We start from the raw sequence: 16,470 nt of genomic DNA, 5'->3' as shown, positions 1-16,470 counted from the left end.
GACAGTCACCTTACTCTTTACCAAGTTCTTTTTCTTTCTCGGCAATTTCCTTGCGCAGATCGGAAAGAACCTGTTTGGTGTCACCACCAACTTCTTGAACCAGCTTCTCACCAATACCTTTGGATGCTTCTTCAAACTTGGCGCGCTGCTCGGCATTCAGCTTGATGACTTTGATGCTCGGCTTGGCTTTCTTGATTTTCGCAAGTGCTTCATCATTCAGCTTGGCCTGAGCCTTGAAAATGTAATCATCAAGTTCCGATTTAACATCTTTCAGCATCTCTTTGCGCTCGTCCGACAAACCTTTGTAGAAGGCGTCGTTGGTGACGACCGTGGTGGTATATTGCTGCTGACCGGCATAAACCAGATAATCGGTTACTTCATAGAATTTCGCACTTTCGATGAAGAAAATCGGGTTCACCTGCGCATCAATCACGCTGGTCTGAAGCCCCGAATACACCTCGCCCCACGGCAATGCCACCGGATCGGCGCCAAAGGCCTTATAGCTGTCAATCAGGATCGGCGATGTCATCACACGAAATTTGACCCCGTTCAGGTCTTTGGGCGCTTCCACATCCTTCTTGGTGGTCCATACCATTTCCCCTTCCGGATACATGGTATAAAGCTTCAGGCCCTTGCTTTCAAAATCCTTGGAAAGACCCTTGTAGATGGTCGGGCTTTTCGACAGGATTTCCTTGTTCACTTCATTATTCTGCGACAGCAGATAAGGAACTCCAAAAACCTGGATTTCCGGCACAAACGTGCCCAGATGGCCGGGCGATGCGTTCGAGAACTGGATCGCCCCCGATGCGGTCAGTTCGGTGATGTCATTTTCGGTACCAAGCTGGCCATAGGTGTAGATGGTGACATCAACATCACCACCGGATTTTTCTTCAACCAGTTCTTTAAATTTCTGGGCGTACAAATCCTGGACGTCGCCGGTGCTTTCTTCGATGGCGAATTTCCATTCCTCGGCCTGCGCAGTCATTGCCGTACCTGCAACCGCAAATACGGCTGCGGCAGACAGGGTCGCCTTGAAGAGCTTTGTCAAACTCATTACAGAAGTCTCCCTTATTGTGCCACTACAACCCTGCGTCCAAACAGAGCAGGCGGCGGTTTGCATAGATACGTCGTTTGTCTGAACGCACGAAGTTTTGAAATGTTCCTGCATCAGGTCAATGAGTGTTTTGTTTCATGACAAAAATATAACGACCTACCCAAACGCCACCCGACCATGTTAGGCTAGTCTCAAAACACAGGGTGGAACGAGCAAAATGTGGCTACCAACGACGGATCTGAGTGGTGATACAGGCCCGAAATACAAGGCACTGGTCGAAGCAATCATTACCGATATCGAGTCCGGTCGCTTGCGCCACGGCGTGCGAATGCCGACCCACCGCGACCTTGCCTATCACCTGAAAGTCAGCGTCCAGACCGTAAGTGCCGCGTACAAAGAGGTCGAACGCCAGGGTTATTTGCGGTCCGAACGACGGCGCGGCACCTTTGTTCAGGCCCGCCTGACCGACCGGGCGGCATCCTTTATCCTGGATAATCGCCAGCCCGATTTGATCGATCTGTCGATCGTACGTGCCGCTTATACCGACTTTCACAATGATCTTTCCCGCCAGATGCACCAGCGCCTGGCGGAAGACCCGCACCAACCGTGGATGGAAAGCTGCCGACCGGTCGCCGGTTTTGATTATCATCGCGAGGTGGGCGTTAAATGGCTGGCGGGGATGGGGCTCACTGCGGACCCGTCACATACCATCGTCACCAATGGGGCCGCCCAGGGGGTTTTTATTGCCCTGGCCTCCATCGTGCAACCCGACGACGTGGTACTGACCGAAAGCCTGACCGATCATGGCGTGATTGGCACGGCCAGCGTTTTGCGCTTTAAACTGGGCGCGCTGCCGACCGATGACGAAGGCATTTTACCCGAAGCATTTGAACGTGAATGCCAGCAACGCGCCATTCGCGCCCTTGTCATCACCCCGGTCTATACCAACCCGACCAACTGTTTGATGGGCCTGGAACGGCGCAAACGCATCGCCGAAATTGCCAGTCAGCATGGCGTTTACGTGATCGAGGATGATGTTTACCGACCACTGCTGGAACAAAACCTGCCGCCTGTCACCAGTTTTATCCCGCAATTGGGATTTCATATTTCCAGCCTGACCAAAATTGTCATGCCCGGCCTGAGAACAGGGTACCTTGTTGTTCCCAAACATCTTTCAATTCGTGCAAGCAGCGTTTTGCGCGTAACCGGCTGGATGGGAACACCGCTGATTGCCGAAATCGGCGCCCGCTGGATCGAGGATGGCGTGGTTGCCCAGGCCGTCACCGTGCAGCGCGCCCTGATGCGCGAACGCCAAAGCCTGGTTGCCGAAGTCTTGGGCGATGCCGTTGTTCGCCATCATCCCACCTCGCTTTCAGCCTGGATCCGCATTCCCGACCATTGGCAGGAAGAATGGTTTGCCTCCGAATTGCGGAAAAACGGCGTCGCCGTCACCATTTCGGACCCCTTCATGACCGTAAAGGTCAAACGGCCCAATGCCATCCGGGTTTGTATTGGCGGTGCCATTGATACACCCAGCCTGCATCGCGGGCTCATGCAAATACGCCATACAATGGAACAGATGCCCGGCGTCCATGCGTTCGATGTGATGTACTGATTTTGTCATGACACAAAAATTACATTGAACCGTTCAAACACGTTTCTATTCTGAACTACGGCGTGAAGCAGACTGAATAACCGTGGGAGGGAACCGTTCGTATAACAACGCGTTCCAAATGAATGTCTCGCACGCGCAGCAAGGAGGTCGTATGTCAGGATCAGACGGCGAAGCACCTGTGCAATCCCGCACGGCGCTACATGTACTTAGAAAAATCGATGACTGGCTCTCGGTTGTCGAACGTCAGTTGCTCGGCTGGAGCATCATCATCATGGCAATCAACACCGTTGCCAATGTGGTTGCCCGCCTCGGTTTCAGTTCCAGCCTGTTTTTCTCCGAGGAACTCAACACGTTCCTTATCATTCTTGTCACCTTTGTCGGCATTTCGGAAGCGGCACGCATGGGGCGTCATATTCGCATGTCGGCCTTTTCCGACATGCTGGGACCGGCTGCCAGCAAAATTCTGATGATCATCGTTTCACTTGGAACGGCGACCCTGTTGTTTATTCTGGCGTATTATTCAATCGATTATGTCGCCGGACTGATCAAGACCAACCGCCTGACCCCCTCGCTGCGCATTCCCATGTATTACACGGTGCTGATTGTGCCTTTCGGCCTGACTGTAACCGGCATCCAGTTTGTCCTTGCTGCCCTGACCAACATTCTCAAGCCAGGTGTGCACCTGTCTTACCGGGTCGAGGATACGTATGACGACAATCTTGATACGCATCTTTAAGGGGCAGGAAAACAATGGATTTAGGGACAACAATCATCATCGTCATGCTGGGCCTGCTTTTGCTGGGCTTTCCCATGATGGTGCCGCTGGCAGCGGCCAGTGTCATTGCCTTTGCGTTTTTCATGCCCATCCCGCACCAGATAATCATTCAGCAAATGGTCAGCGGTATCAGCCCCGTTGCGCTGATTGCGGTGCCAATGTTCATTTTCGCGGCCGATATTGTGACCAAAGGCCGCACCGCAAGCCGCCTGATCGACCTCGCCATGACCTTTGTTGGCCATATCCGCGGCGGCCTGGCCGTAACAACGGCACTAGGCTGTACATTGTTTGGCGCGGTTTCCGGTTCCACCCAGGCCACCGTGGTGGCAATGGGGGGGCCGCTCCGCCCCAAAATGCTTGAGGCGGGCTATAAAGACAGCTTCACAATGGCATTGATCATTAATGCCAGTGACATCGCCTTTCTGATCCCGCCCTCGATCGGCATGATCGTGTTTGGCGTGGTCGGCAAGGTTTCCATCGGCGAACTGTTCATTGCCGGTATTGGCCCGGGTGTGCTGATTTTGCTGCTGTTTTCGGCCTATTCGGTCTGGTATGCGAAACACCACGACATTCCCACCATCCCGCGTCGCACCTGGCTTGAACGTGGCAAGGCCGTGATCAATGCCGGACCCGCCATCATGTTCCCGGTGCTGATTGTTGGCGGTATTTATCTGGGCTGGGTCAGCCCGACCGAAGTTGCCGCCGTCTCGGTAATTTATGCCATCATCCTTGAAGTCCTCATTTTCCGGTCCGTCAAATGGCACGAACTGCTGGAAATTGCCCGCTCCACCGGGCTGATCACGGCTGTGGTGTTTATTCTGGTGGGTGCAGGCACGACATTTTCGTTTGTCATTTCCTTCGCCCAGATCCCGCAGGCGGTGATTGGCGCGCTGGCCCTTGATAGTGCCGGTCCCTACACCATCCTGTTTGCCATCTCGATTGCCTTTTTCATTGGCTGCATGTTCGTGGACCCGATTGTGGTCATTCTGGTGTTGACGCCGATCTTCATGCCGCTGGTCAACAATGCCGGAATTGATCCGATCCTGGTCGGGACACTGGTGACATTGCAGGTGGCAATCGGGTCGGCAACACCACCGTTCGGGTGCGACATTTTCACGGCCATCGCCATCTTCAGGCGACCCTATGCCGAAGTCATCAAGGGCACACCACCCTTTATCTGCATGCTGTTGCTGGTAGCGGTTCTGTTGATTTTCTTCCCGCAGATCGCAACCTTTCTGCCTGAAACCGCCTTCCGTTAACACTGTTTCCGCCCCGTCAAAAAACCGGGGCGGAAACCCCGGTTTTCGGCCTTGGCAACGACGTTACTGTTTGGACGGAGCAATAAACGATGTCAGCCCCTACCGGCATCACACCAGAGCTGGCCGATATAAGCTACAAACCCGACCCGGTGGGCCCGGCAGGCCGGGTCGGGCTGATTACGCTGGCAACCGACTTTAACAGTGAAGATGACCTGCGCCACATCCTGCCAAATGATGTACGCCTGTTCACCACGCGCATTGCCAATGCCAACCCCATCACGGTTGATAGCCTGCGGGCAATGGCCGATGATTTACCGCGTGCCGCCCACACCCTGTTGCCCGGTTTTGGTGTTGATGTTGCCATTTTCGGCTGTACATCCGGTACGGTGGTTAACGGATCAGACCGGATTGCCGCCCTGATCCGGGAAGGCATGCCGGGCTGCAACGTTACCAATCCCTTATTGGCGTCACATATGGCGCTAAGTAGCGTGAAGGCGCAAAAAATTGCCATTGTCGCCCCTTATATTCTGGATGTAACCGCCGCAGTCGCCGACGGCTTTGCCAAACAGGGGTTTGAGCCAACCCGTATCCTTGGTTTTGGCCTGGAAAACGACCCGGATATGACGGCCATCCCGCCTGACGTAATTATGGCAGCAGCCCTTAAGGCCAATACCGATGATGCCGATGCGGTGTTCATTTCCTGCACCGCCATCCGGTCTGCCGAAATTGCGCAACGCACCGAACAGCTTTTGGGCAAGCCGGTCATTACCAGCAATCAGGCCCTGGTCTGGCACGCCCTGAACCTGATGAATTATGACAAACCCGTCACGGGTTTTGGCAGCCTGTTTGACCATAAACCACCAACCGCCTGAGCAACGAGGTCGCAATGAAAGAGCCGATTACCCTTGGCGATATCCTTGCAGCCCGCAAGCGCATCGCCGGACATGTGATAAATACACCCCTTCGCCCCAGCCAGAGCCTATCTGACCATGTCGGAAGCCCGGTGTGGCTGAAATGCGAACACCAGCAATATACCGGCAGCTTTAAACTGCGCGGGGCGGCCAATGCCGTTTTAAGCCTGACGGATGATGAAAAGGCCAAAGGCGTTGTCGGTGTTTCCACCGGCAATTATGGCCGTGCACTTGCCAATGCGGCGCGTAATGCCGGGGTTCGTGCGGTCATTTGCATGTCCGAACTGGTACCAGAAAACAAGGTCGCGGGTATCCGCGCCCAGGGTGCTGAAATCCTGATTTCGGGCCAGTCCCAGGACGAAGCCCAAAAGGAAGTGGATCGCCTGGTCAAAGACGACGGCATGATCATGCTGCCGCCCTTTGACCATGCCGATGTGATTGCCGGACAGGGAACCCTTGGTGTCGAAGTGCTGGAGCAACTGCCCGATGCCGAAACCCTGTTGGTGCCCCTTTCGGGGGGTGGACTTTTGGCCGGTGTGGCGCTGGCGGCCAAGTCGATTAATCCGGCCATCCGGGTCGTTGGTATTTCGATGGAGCGCGGCTGCGCCATGATCGAAAGCCTGCAAGCGGGCAAGCCGACCTCGGTGCGCGAATGGCCCAGCCTTGCCGACAGCCTGGGTGGTGGCATTGGCGAAAACAATATGTATACATTCGATATGTGCGGCGATCTGACCGACGATTTTGTTCTGGTCAACGAAGCCCAGATTGCCGATGGCATTCGTGCCGCCTATGTCGATGACCAACAGGTGATCGAAGGGGCTGCCGCCGTTGGCATTGCCGCCCTTCGCGCCGGATTGATCGATAATCCCGGTCGCACCGTAGTACTTAGCACCGGCTGCAATATCGATATGGGCCTGCATCGCCGCATCATTGGCGGCGAAGATGTTGACCTTGCCCAAGAGGCAGAACAGTCCAAACCAGCATCCAGTGAAAAGGGAGCATGACTCATGCCCAATATCCGGATTCTGACCGAAAGCGAATTGCGCAACGTTGTCACCCTCGACCTTGATGCCATCAAATGCGTCGAAGAGGCGTTCCATGCCCTGGCAACACAGGATGTGCGCATGCCACCCATCCTGCGCCTGGATATCGAGGATCACAACGGCGAAGTTGACGTCAAAACCGCCTATGTGCCGGGGGTAGACAGCTTTGCGATTAAAATCAGCCCCGGCTTTTTTGACAATCCCAAGCTGGGGCTGCCCTCGGTCAACGGCTTGATGAACCTGTTTTCCGCCAAAACCGGGCTTTTGGAGGCGGTTTTACTTGATAATGGCTATTTGACTGACATTCGTACCGCTGCGGCGGGTGGTGTTGCGGCCCGTCATCTTGCCCGCAAGGATGCCAGCCACGCCGCCATTTTTGGCACCGGCGTTCAGGCCCGGTTGCAACTGGCGGCCCTTGCACTGGTGCGGCCCATCACCACGGCCACCATTTGGGGGCGCGATATTGCCAGGGCGGAAAAAGCCGCCCGCGACACCAGCCGCGATCTGGGTATCGCCGTTTCCGCCACCGACGATGGCAAGGCCGCCTGCGACGGGGCGGACATCGTTGTTACCACCACCCCGGCCCGAAGCCCGATTGTTCAGGCGGACTGGATTGCCCCGGGCACCCATGTGACGGCAATGGGCTCGGACGCCGAACATAAAAACGAAATTGATCCGGCCCTGTTTGCCAGGGCGGATCTTTATGTCTGCGACAGCACGGCCCAGTGCCGCATTCTTGGCGAACTTCATCACGCCATTGATGCCGGACTGGCTAATGCCAACAGTCGCCAGACAGAACTGGGTCAGGTCATTGCCGGATCTGCGATGGGGCGCAGCGACGCCCGGCAGATTACGCTTTGCGACCTGACCGGAACAGGTGTCCAGGACACCGCAATCGCCACCCTCGCCCGGCAAAGATGCGACGCATCGAATGCCGGCACCGAGATCGTTTCCTGATTAGGGCGCTGCCCTGCTTTGGAGGCCTGCAATGAGCCAGGTTGAATTGAATTTTACGCGCGAAGAATATGCCGTGCGACTGGATAAAACCAAAAAAGCCATGATCGAAAAGGGCATTGATCTTCTGATCGTGACCGATCCGTCAAACATGGCCTGGCTTACCGGCTATGACGGCTGGTCCTTTTACGTGCATCAATGTGTCCTGATCCCGATCGAGGATGATCCCATCTGGTATGGACGGTCACAGGATTCAAACGGGGCAAAACGCACCGTTTACATGCCCCATGACCGGATCATTCCCTATCCGGACTATTTTGTGCAAAACACCACCCATCACCCGATGGATTACCTGTCCGAGATTATTGAATCACGCGGCTGGGGGACGCGCCATATCGGGGTGGAGCTGGACAATTACTATTTTTCGGCCCGCTGTTATTTGCAGCTGCAAACGCATCTGCCCAATGCCACCTTCAAGGACGCCACCGCCCTTGTAAACTGGCAGCGCGCCGTCAAATCCGAGCAGGAAATTTTCTATATGCGCCAGGCCGCGCGTATTGTCGAATATATGCACGAACGGATTATCGAAGTTGTCGAACCGGGCATGAAGAAAAACGAACTGGTCGCGGAAATTTACCGTACCGGTATTGTCGGTGTTGAAGGCATTGGCGGCGATTACCCGGCCATTGTGCCCCTGCTGCCATCGGGTGTAGATGCCAGTGCGCCGCATCTGACCTGGGATGACAAACCCATCCCCCATGATGCGGGAACGTTTTTTGAAATTGCCGGCTGTTACAAACGCTATCATGCGCCGCTTTCGCGCACGGTTTACCTGGGCGATCCGGACCAGCGATTCCTCGATGCCGAAAGTGCCCTGATCGAAGGCCTTCAGGCCGGTCTGGAAGCGGCAAAACCCGGCAATGTCTGCGAGGATATTGCCAAGGCGTTTTTTGGCGTATTGCAAAAATTCGGCATCGAAAAAGACAGCCGTTGTGGCTATCCCATCGGGCTTTCCTATCCGCCCGACTGGGGCGAACGCACCATGAGCCTGCGGCCTGGCGACCGTACCGTGCTGGAACCGGGCATGACATTCCATTTCATGCCAGGCCTGTGGTTCGAGGATTGGGGCATTGAAATTACCGAAAGCCTGATGATCACGGAACAGGGCTCAAAAACACTGACCAACTTCCCACGCCAGTTGTTCGTGAAAAACTAGCCCCCGTGCCTACCGGTTGCACATATCCATAAACCGGGGTTGCCGAAGGTCGCGGCAACCCTGCCTTTTCATCAAGGATTACGGCCCATGACACATGCCTCCCCCATCACGCCAACCATCCCGCTCGATACCGACGGGGTTTTTCACGGCTTTTTAAAGCTGCCCTATTCGCGCGATGATTCCGCCTGGGGTGCGGTTATGATCCCCATCACGGTGATTAAAAATGGCGAGGGCCCCACCGCCCTTCTGACCGGTGGCAATCACGGGGATGAATATGAAGGCCCGGTTTCGCTGTTCAAACTGGCTAGCAGCCTGGCGGCAACAGAAATTACCGGCCGCATCATTATTCTGCCCGCCATGAATTATCCGGCCTTTCAAAATGCCTCGCGCACATCCCCCATCGACAAGGGCAACCTCAACCGCACCTTTCCCGGTCGCCCCAATGGCACCGTCACGGAAAAAATCGCCGATTATGTTTTCCGCTATCTGGTGCCTGAGGCAGACTTTGTCCTTGATATGCACTCGGGCGGCAAAACGCTGGATTTTGTGCCCTTTGCGGCGGTTCACGTTTTGCCCGACAAAAAGCAGGAAGCAGCCTGTGTTGCCGCCATGCAGGCGTTTGGTGCCCCCTATTCGATGATGATGCTGGAACTTGACAGTGTTGGCATGTTTGACACCGTGGTTGAAGAAGCCGGTAAAACCTTTGTCACCACCGAACTGGGCGGCGGTGGTGCGACCACGGCTGAACGGGTGGCCATTGCGGACCGTGGCGTGCGCAATTTCCTGATCCATGCCGGGATTGTTTCAGGCGAAATTGACCTGCCGGAAAAAAGCGTGATGCTGGATATGCCTGATGGCAGCTGTTTTGTTGCCAGCGAAAATACCGGGCTGTTTGAACCCTGTATTGACCTCGGCGAAACGGTCAAAAAAGGCGAGGTTTTGGCCCGGATTTACGACACCGAGCGCACCGGTGTGCCCGCCACCGTCTATACGGCACCGCGCGATGGCATCCTGTCCTGCCGCCATTATCCCGGCCAAATCAAAATGGGCGATTGCCTTGCTGTCATTGCCGATATGGTGCCTGCATGATCCGGCTTGATGAACAGGATCTGAAGATCTTGCTCACGCTGCAACGCGAAGGGCGCATCACCAAGGTCAAACTGGCCGAGGCGGTGAACCTTTCGCCAAGCCCGTGCTGGGAACGGCTAAAACGCCTAGAGGATCTGGGCGTTATTTCCGGCTATCACGCCCGTATCAATCTTGAAGAACTGACCAAACCAACTCTGGTGATGACAGAAGTTACCCTGCGCAATCACCAGCACGAAGATTTCAGCACCTTTGAACGCGCCGTGCAGGACATTCCCGAAATCACCGAATGTTACGCGCTTGGCGGCGGTGTGGACTACATGCTGAAAATTCTGTGTCGGGATGTCGATTCCTATCAACGCCTGATCGACCGTTTATTGATCGCGCGGATCGGCATTGACCGCTATTTCACCTATATCGTCACCAAAAAGGTGAAATTCACCCCTGATCCGCCGCTGGAATCGCTCATTGACCTGCCGAAACGGCAAAAATAACCCAAAATCGGGTGTTTTTACCCCGCCCCAAAGGCAAAAAGCCCTGCATCGCCATTCGCTGGCGACAGGGCTTTTATTTTGGCCGATCAAGCCGCCCTGTCCTGCAATGCAATATTAGCATATGCCACCGTATTTTTTACCGTATTTCAAAACCTTAGACATCGATTAAATATCGCAAAATGACGTTATTTCCATGCACCGCAAATTAAAAAAGAACAACCGTGTAAAACGCCACAAAAATTAAACTATTTGGCGAAACCGGGGCAAAAAGCGGCTAAAAGGCCCTATTTACCCGACGATTAGCCGTAAAATTGCCCCGCGGCCTGTTTAACCTTCGGGCATGGATGAATTTGGAGGTTTTAGGCGTGCCGTCACCAGAAAAAGAAAACCGGACACCGCCCCCATCGGATGATGAAGGTGGCGATCGCGGCTTTTTTGCCATTTTTATCGTGGGCATTGCTGCACTCAGCTTCTCGGCCGGTGCTACAATCATGCTGGCCGATATTCCGCCATCGCAATATTTGCGCAATGCGTGGAAGGCCGGTGTCGCCCTGTGGGAAAAGGAAACCCAGTATAACGACATTGGCCGACTGGATTTCTGGTCGCCCGCCCGGAACGACAAAAAGGGCGTTACCGTTTATGATGAAAACCGCGCCCAGAATGGCCTGACGCTCTATTCTTCGGGCGATGGCCCCCATGCGGTGCTGATCGATATGAAGGGTAACATTGTTCATGAATGGAACACGCCCTTTAGCAAAATCTACAATGACAGCTCGCCGATCAAGAACCCGCAAAAAGACGAATATATGCACTGGCACACCGCCAAGATGCAACCCAATGGCGATTTGATTGTGCAATATACCGCCGCAGGCGACACGCCCTATGGCTATGGCCTGGCAAGGATCGACAAGGATTCAAATGTTGTCTGGGGCTATTTGGGCACGGCCCATCACGACTTTTCCGTCGATAAGGATGGCAGGGTTTATGCCCTGACCCAGGAATTCCGCAACAATAGCTACCCCTATCGTACCCAGCTTAAACCGCCGCGTCTCGATGATTTTGCCGTTGTGCTCTCGCCCGAAGGCAAGGAGATCAAAAAGGTTTCCATCCTCGATGCGATGATCAATTCGCCTTATGACCATTTGCTGGATTTTGCGCCGTATTATTCCAAGGAAGACGTCCTGCACACCAACACGATCGAGGTGATTACCGCCGAGACGGCCAAAAACTTCCCTTATGGCAAGGAAGGCGACGTTTTGCTGTCCTTCCGCGATCTCGGCATTATTGCCGTGCTGGACCTGGACCAGGAAAAAATCGTCTGGGCAACACGCGGCCCCTGGCTGGGCCAGCATGACCCGGACCTTCTGCCCAATGGCGATATCCTGCTGTTTGACAATCAGGGCCAGTTGGATGACCCCGATGCCGGAATGTCCCGAGTCCTTCAGTTTGACCCGAAAACCGGGGGCATTACCTGGGAATATGACGGCGACAAAGACCACTTTTTCTATAGCGACATCCGGTCCGATCAGGAACGTTTGCCCAATGGCAACACTTTGATCACGGAATCAACGCCGGGACGCCTGTTTGAGGTAAATAAAGATGGCGAAATTGTATGGGAATTCTATAACCCCATCCGCCGCGACAACCCCGAAAAACCCGGCGAAAAACTGATCCCCATCGTTTCACAGGCCGAGCGCATTTTTGACGACCGCGCCGCGCTGTTCTCTTCCCCCACGAAAGGAGAAGACCAATGAAGCCGACCCTTAAAAACCTGAGCATTGCCGGTGCCGTTATTGCCCTGGCCCCGCTTCTGACCGCCATGCCCGCCCAGGCCTATGTCGGGCCGGGTGCCGGTTTAAGCCTGCTAAGCGCATTGTGGGCTGTTATTGCCGCTGTTGGCGTGGCAATTGGATTTGTGTTGTTGTGGCCGATCCGCAAAATGATGCGCAGCAAGCGGCGCAAAAATGCCTCTGCCAGTGCAAACGCACAGGCCACCGCCGCCAAGTCTGATCAACACAGTGCCTAAGCCAACAGGAATACGGTAAATCTCATGGGTATTTTTGACTGGCCTGCCCCCGCCTTTAACTGGCTTGATGCCCTTATGGCCGACGCATTCGGCCCACTGGGCCGTATCATCGCCTGGTCGGTGATCTGCGCCATCATCTCGATGGCCCTTTATGCGGTGCTGTCACCGCAAAAGCGCATCAAAAAGGTCAAGGAGGACGTTGCCCAATCGCGCAAGGCAATGGCCGAGGATGACGGCGAGGATTTTGGCGAAGGCATGCGCCTGGCAAAGGCCCAGTTGGGACATTCCCTGAAACTTGTTGGCGTTATTCTGATCCCGGCAGTGGTGGCATCGCTGCCCGCCCTTTCCATGCTGGTCTGGATGGATGAAGAATATGGCTATACGTGCCCGGCCCCGGGCACCCAAACCACCATTACCGCCCTGCCGGGCGATGCCCATGTCGAACAGATTGGCACACGCCCGGTATCGGAAAATGGCGGGGCCTGCCCGATTGTGCGGGTTTCCACCACCACCGATACCGGCAAAAGCGACATTGTCATCCCCCTTCAGGCCGCTGTTCCCGTCATTGGGCATAAACAGTGGTGGAATACCCTGATCGGTAATCCGGCGGGTTATTTGCCCGACAACACGCCGATCCAGCAGATCCGTTTTGACCTTCCGGCACAGGAAATCATCCCTATCGGCCCGTCCTGGGCGCGTGGATGGGAGCTGACATTCTTTGTCATGCTGATTGTGGTTTCCGTGGCGATTAAAAAAGGATTCCGCATCGAATGAACAACATGACACAAACCAGCGACCAGAAGCCGTCCAAGGGTGCCGCTTTTCATGTTTCGGGGTGGGATCACTGGATTAGCGGGCAAATTGCCGATCATCCGCAACGCTGGATCAGTTTTGGCAATTTCGACACCAAAATGGCCGGTGACGCCATTGCCGATGTCACCATCGAAAAGCCGGTTTTTGTTGCCGGGCTGGCGCGCTCCGGCAGTACTATCCTGCTTGAAACACTGGCGAAGCACCCGGCAGCAGCCACCCATCGCTACCGCGATTATCCGCCGGTTTTTACGCCCTATCTGTGGAACAAATTCGTTGACCTGGCCCCCAAACCGCGCCAGCAGGTGGCCGTGGAACGCACCCATGCCGATGGCATCAATATCACGCCCGAAAGCCCCGAAGCCTTCGAGGAAGTGATCTGGATGGCGTTTTTTGACCATTTGCATGATATCAATCACAGCAACGTGCTGGGTAGTGAGGTCAGCAACGAGGCCTTTGAAAATTTCTATCGTGACCATATCCGTAAAATGATCGCGATTAGGGGTGGCTCGCGTTATGTCTCAAAGGCCAATTACCTGATCACGCGCATGGAATATCTGCTCTCGATATTTCCCGATGCGCGCTTTGTGCTACCGGTGCGTGACCCGCTTTGGCATATTGCCTCCCTTGCCAAGCAACACAGCCTGTTTTGCAAAGGTGAAGAGGGTAATCCGCGCGCGCTGGCGCATATGCAGCGCGTCGGCCATTACGAATTTGGCCTGGACCGCCGCCCGATCAATGTTGGCGATACCCACACCACCCGGCAAATCGCCGCCCTGTGGGAAGAAGGCCGCGAGGTTGAAGGCTGGGCCCAATATTGGGCCAATCTGCACCATTTCCTGGCTGACCGTCTGTCGATCAATCCGAAATTGCGCGAGGCGACCCTGGTCGTCCGTTACGAGGATTTTGTTGCCGCGCCACGCCAACAGCTTGAACGGCTTTTTGCCCATGTTGACATGGAAAATGCCGGGAGCATCATTGATGACGTCGCACCGACCATCCATGCCCCCGGCTATTACAAACCCAAATTCAGCGATGCGGAAATCACCACCATTCGCGAACTGACCGGCATCGCCGCCGCCCGGTTTGGCTATGAAAACCTGGCCGATGACCAACAACCTGCCGAAATTGGCAACAGTAACAAACGCGCCTAAACCTGCCGAGATCAAAGCACCCCAAACACGCCCCAGGCAGTCACGGCTTCGAGGTGTGTTTGGGCCCGGCCCAAAGAGTTAGTCACATTTGGCAAACGAAATATCGGCGGCATTTTCCAGCCGGATAAATCTGGTCCCAGCCCGGAAATTGTTCAGTGTTTCGTTGTGATGACGCACAATATCATCATAGGGCAGGCTTGCCGTGTCAGACGTGGTGTGACCATCGCCAATCAAGGTGACGTCATAGCCCAGCGACACTGCCCGGCGCAGCGTGGTATCGACACAATATTGCGACATGCAGCCCCCCGCCACCAAATGGGTAATGCCATGTTCCGCCAAAACTGCCGACAGGCAGGTGTTGTAAAAGGAATCCGCACTGCGTTTTTCAACAACAATGTCGCCAGCTAACGGTGCAATCTCGTCACGGATTTGCCAGCCATCGCTGCCACGTTCCAGCAAGTCGCCCGTGCCGCCATCGTGCTGCACCAAAATTACCGGCACATCTGCCACTCGCGCCTTTATTTGAAGCTGGCGCAACCGTTCCACCGTTCTATCAAACGCGGCGTCCACAATTTTGCGACGATCCGGCAACAAATCATCGTCTGCCAGCACGGCTTTTTGCACATCAATAATCAAAAGGGCGCTTTTCATGCGTCAAGCTTTCCAGCAAAGGCCACCTCTGCAAACGGATAATGGTCCATCATTCACAATATGCCCCTCATAACATCGATATGTAATTTTTAGCACAAAAATGATCAAACATGACCAACAGAATAATGCGTTACATTGAATACCCGGCCCCGGCACCCGGCCTTTAACACCAACCTGACGAAAAAAGGGCGGTACCCGCTTACGCACTGTACCGCCCCGATTGCCATTGATTCAGCCATGAATGTCGTTATAAAGGACTTACATACTGGTCCAGCTTGCACCGCGCTGCGAGGAGGCAATCACCGCCTCGATAAAGCGCATCCCGTTCAGCCCTTCGGCAATACCGGGCACCAGGGCGGCCTCGGCATTGGGGATATGACCATCAATCCGGGCACAAAGCTGGTCGGCAAAGTCGGTATAAAGGGTGGCAAAGCCTTCCAGATAGCCTTCAGCATGGCCGGAAGGCACACGTACCCGTCCGCCTGCGGCACTGTTTCCCGGCCCGCCGCGTGTCATCAGGCGGGGCTGTTCATCGAGTTGGCGGAAATACATGTGATTGGGATGTTCCTGGGCCCATTCAATCGCGCCCTTGTCGCCATACACACGCAGTTTCAAACCGTTTTCATGGCCAATGGCCACCTGGCTGGCCCATAACATGCCGCGCGCGCCGTTTTTATAACGCAGCAATATCTGAACATTGTCATCCAGTGCACGCCCTTCGACCATGCTGGAAAGATCCGCACACAGTTCGGAAATTTCCAAGCCGGTGACAAAATCCGCCAGGTTATGGGCATGGGTGCCAATATCGCCCAATGCTCCGCCCGGCCCGGCCTTGGCCGGGTCCGCCCGCCAGCTTGCCTGTTTGTTATCGACCGGCGTTGCCAGCCAGCCTTGCGGATATTCCACCTGCACCAGCCGGATATTGCCCAGCTTGCCACTGCGCACCATGTCGCGGGCTTCGCGCACCATTGGATAGGCGGTGTAATTATGGGTCAGGGCAAAAAGCAGTCCGGTTTCCTCGATTTTGGCGGCAAGTTGTTCGCCTTCCTCAACGCTCATGCATAGCGGCTTGTCGCAAATCACATGAATCCCGGCATCCAGCATCGCCATTGCTGCCGGAAAATGCAGGTTATTGGGGGTGACGATAGCACACACCTCAATGCCATCTTCGCGTTCGGCTTCACGCTGTGCCATTTCCCGAAAATCGTCATAGGCGCGGTCCGGGGCGATAAAACACTCCGCCGCCGATGCCCGCGCCACATCCGACCGGGATGACAAAGCGCCAGCGACCAAATCATAGCGGTTATCCATCCGGGCGGCCAAACGATGTACCGCGCCGATAAAGGCCCCCTGGCCCCCGCCCACCATGCCAAGCCGCAAACGGCGGGGCGGGCTTGCGGGGTCGTTTGCAGGTCCAACCAT

General features: G+C 55.1%; 16 protein-coding genes. 13 read left to right on the top strand and 3 right to left on the bottom strand.

Annotated features, from left to right (window positions below):
• Positions 1-10: 10 nt before the first annotated feature.
• A complete protein-coding gene (locus TH25_RS06600; protein ID WP_114087632.1) occupies positions 11-1,054 on the bottom strand; it encodes a TRAP transporter substrate-binding protein in 1,044 nt (347 codons plus the stop codon).
• Between the two features lie 217 nt (positions 1,055-1,271).
• Here TH25_RS06600 and ehuR point away from each other — a divergent pair, with 217 nt between their 5' ends.
• The 13 genes from ehuR to TH25_RS06535 all read left to right on the top strand — a co-directional run bounded on the left by ehuR (position 1,272) and on the right by TH25_RS06535 (position 14,397).
• Positions 1,272-2,669, top strand: a complete 1,398-nt coding sequence (ehuR, locus tag TH25_RS06595; RefSeq protein WP_114087631.1) for a MocR-like ectoine utilization transcription factor EhuR — start codon at positions 1,272-1,274, stop codon at positions 2,667-2,669.
• 151 nt (positions 2,670-2,820) lie between these two features.
• A complete protein-coding gene (locus tag TH25_RS06590) occupies positions 2,821-3,405 on the top strand; it encodes a TRAP transporter small permease (RefSeq protein ID WP_181847441.1) in 585 nt (194 codons plus the stop codon).
• Between the two features lie 14 nt (positions 3,406-3,419).
• Entirely contained in the window at positions 3,420-4,703 is a 1,284-nt protein-coding gene (locus tag TH25_RS06585; RefSeq protein WP_114087630.1) for a TRAP transporter large permease, read from the top strand.
• An 89-nt stretch (positions 4,704-4,792) separates the two neighbouring features.
• Complete coding sequence (locus TH25_RS06580) at positions 4,793-5,575, top strand: maleate cis-trans isomerase family protein (RefSeq protein WP_114087629.1); 783 nt, start codon at positions 4,793-4,795, stop codon at positions 5,573-5,575.
• 14 nt (positions 5,576-5,589) lie between these two features.
• Positions 5,590-6,618, top strand: a complete 1,029-nt coding sequence (gene eutB / locus TH25_RS06575) for a hydroxyectoine utilization dehydratase EutB (protein ID WP_114087628.1) — start codon at positions 5,590-5,592, stop codon at positions 6,616-6,618.
• 3 nt (positions 6,619-6,621) lie between these two features.
• Positions 6,622-7,614, top strand: coding sequence for a cyclodeaminase (locus TH25_RS06570; RefSeq protein ID WP_114087627.1), 993 nt, complete (start codon positions 6,622-6,624; stop codon positions 7,612-7,614).
• Positions 7,615-7,645: 31 nt separating this feature from the next.
• Positions 7,646-8,827: an ectoine hydrolase DoeA gene (gene doeA, locus TH25_RS06565; protein ID WP_114087626.1), complete on the top strand. Its 1,182-nt coding sequence runs from the start codon at positions 7,646-7,648 to the stop codon at positions 8,825-8,827.
• 87 nt (positions 8,828-8,914) lie between these two features.
• A complete protein-coding gene (doeB, locus tag TH25_RS06560; RefSeq protein WP_114087625.1) occupies positions 8,915-9,916 on the top strand; it encodes a N(2)-acetyl-L-2,4-diaminobutanoate deacetylase DoeB in 1,002 nt (333 codons plus the stop codon).
• Complete coding sequence (locus tag TH25_RS06555; RefSeq protein WP_114087624.1) at positions 9,913-10,407, top strand: Lrp/AsnC family transcriptional regulator; 495 nt, start codon at positions 9,913-9,915, stop codon at positions 10,405-10,407. Before doeB ends, TH25_RS06555 begins: the two co-directional genes overlap by 4 nt.
• A gap of 365 nt (positions 10,408-10,772) precedes the next feature.
• On the top strand, positions 10,773-12,161 hold the full coding sequence (locus TH25_RS06550) for an arylsulfotransferase family protein (RefSeq protein WP_258549059.1): 1,389 nt from the start codon (positions 10,773-10,775) through the stop codon (positions 12,159-12,161).
• Positions 12,158-12,433, top strand: a complete 276-nt coding sequence (locus tag TH25_RS06545; RefSeq protein WP_114087622.1) for a hypothetical protein — start codon at positions 12,158-12,160, stop codon at positions 12,431-12,433. Before TH25_RS06550 ends, TH25_RS06545 begins: the two co-directional genes overlap by 4 nt.
• 24 nt (positions 12,434-12,457) lie before the next feature.
• Positions 12,458-13,207 (top strand): hypothetical protein, encoded by a 750-nt coding sequence (locus tag TH25_RS06540; protein ID WP_114087621.1) that lies wholly within the window; start codon positions 12,458-12,460, stop codon positions 13,205-13,207.
• Positions 13,204-14,397 carry a sulfotransferase family protein gene (locus TH25_RS06535; RefSeq protein ID WP_258549058.1) on the top strand — a complete coding sequence of 398 codons (1,194 nt, stop codon included), beginning with the start codon at positions 13,204-13,206 and terminating at the stop codon, positions 14,395-14,397. Before TH25_RS06540 ends, TH25_RS06535 begins: the two co-directional genes overlap by 4 nt.
• Positions 14,398-14,475: 78 nt before the next feature.
• Here the strand turns inward: TH25_RS06535 and TH25_RS06530 are convergent, their stop codons facing one another.
• Together TH25_RS06530 and TH25_RS06525 are read right to left on the bottom strand one after the other, a co-directional pair.
• The gene (locus TH25_RS06530; RefSeq protein WP_114087620.1) at positions 14,476-15,048 is read right to left on the bottom strand and encodes a cysteine hydrolase family protein; all 573 of its coding nucleotides are present in this window, start codon (positions 15,046-15,048) and stop codon (positions 14,476-14,478) included.
• Positions 15,049-15,306: 258 nt separating this feature from the next.
• Entirely contained in the window at positions 15,307-16,470 is a 1,164-nt protein-coding gene (locus tag TH25_RS06525; RefSeq protein ID WP_114087619.1) for a Gfo/Idh/MocA family protein, read from the bottom strand.

The organism is Thalassospira profundimaris, assembly GCF_003326755.1.
In the GTDB taxonomy this organism is placed as follows: domain Bacteria; phylum Pseudomonadota; class Alphaproteobacteria; order Rhodospirillales; family Thalassospiraceae; genus Thalassospira; species Thalassospira profundimaris_B.
This window is presented reverse-complemented; position numbering and strand designations above follow the sequence as displayed.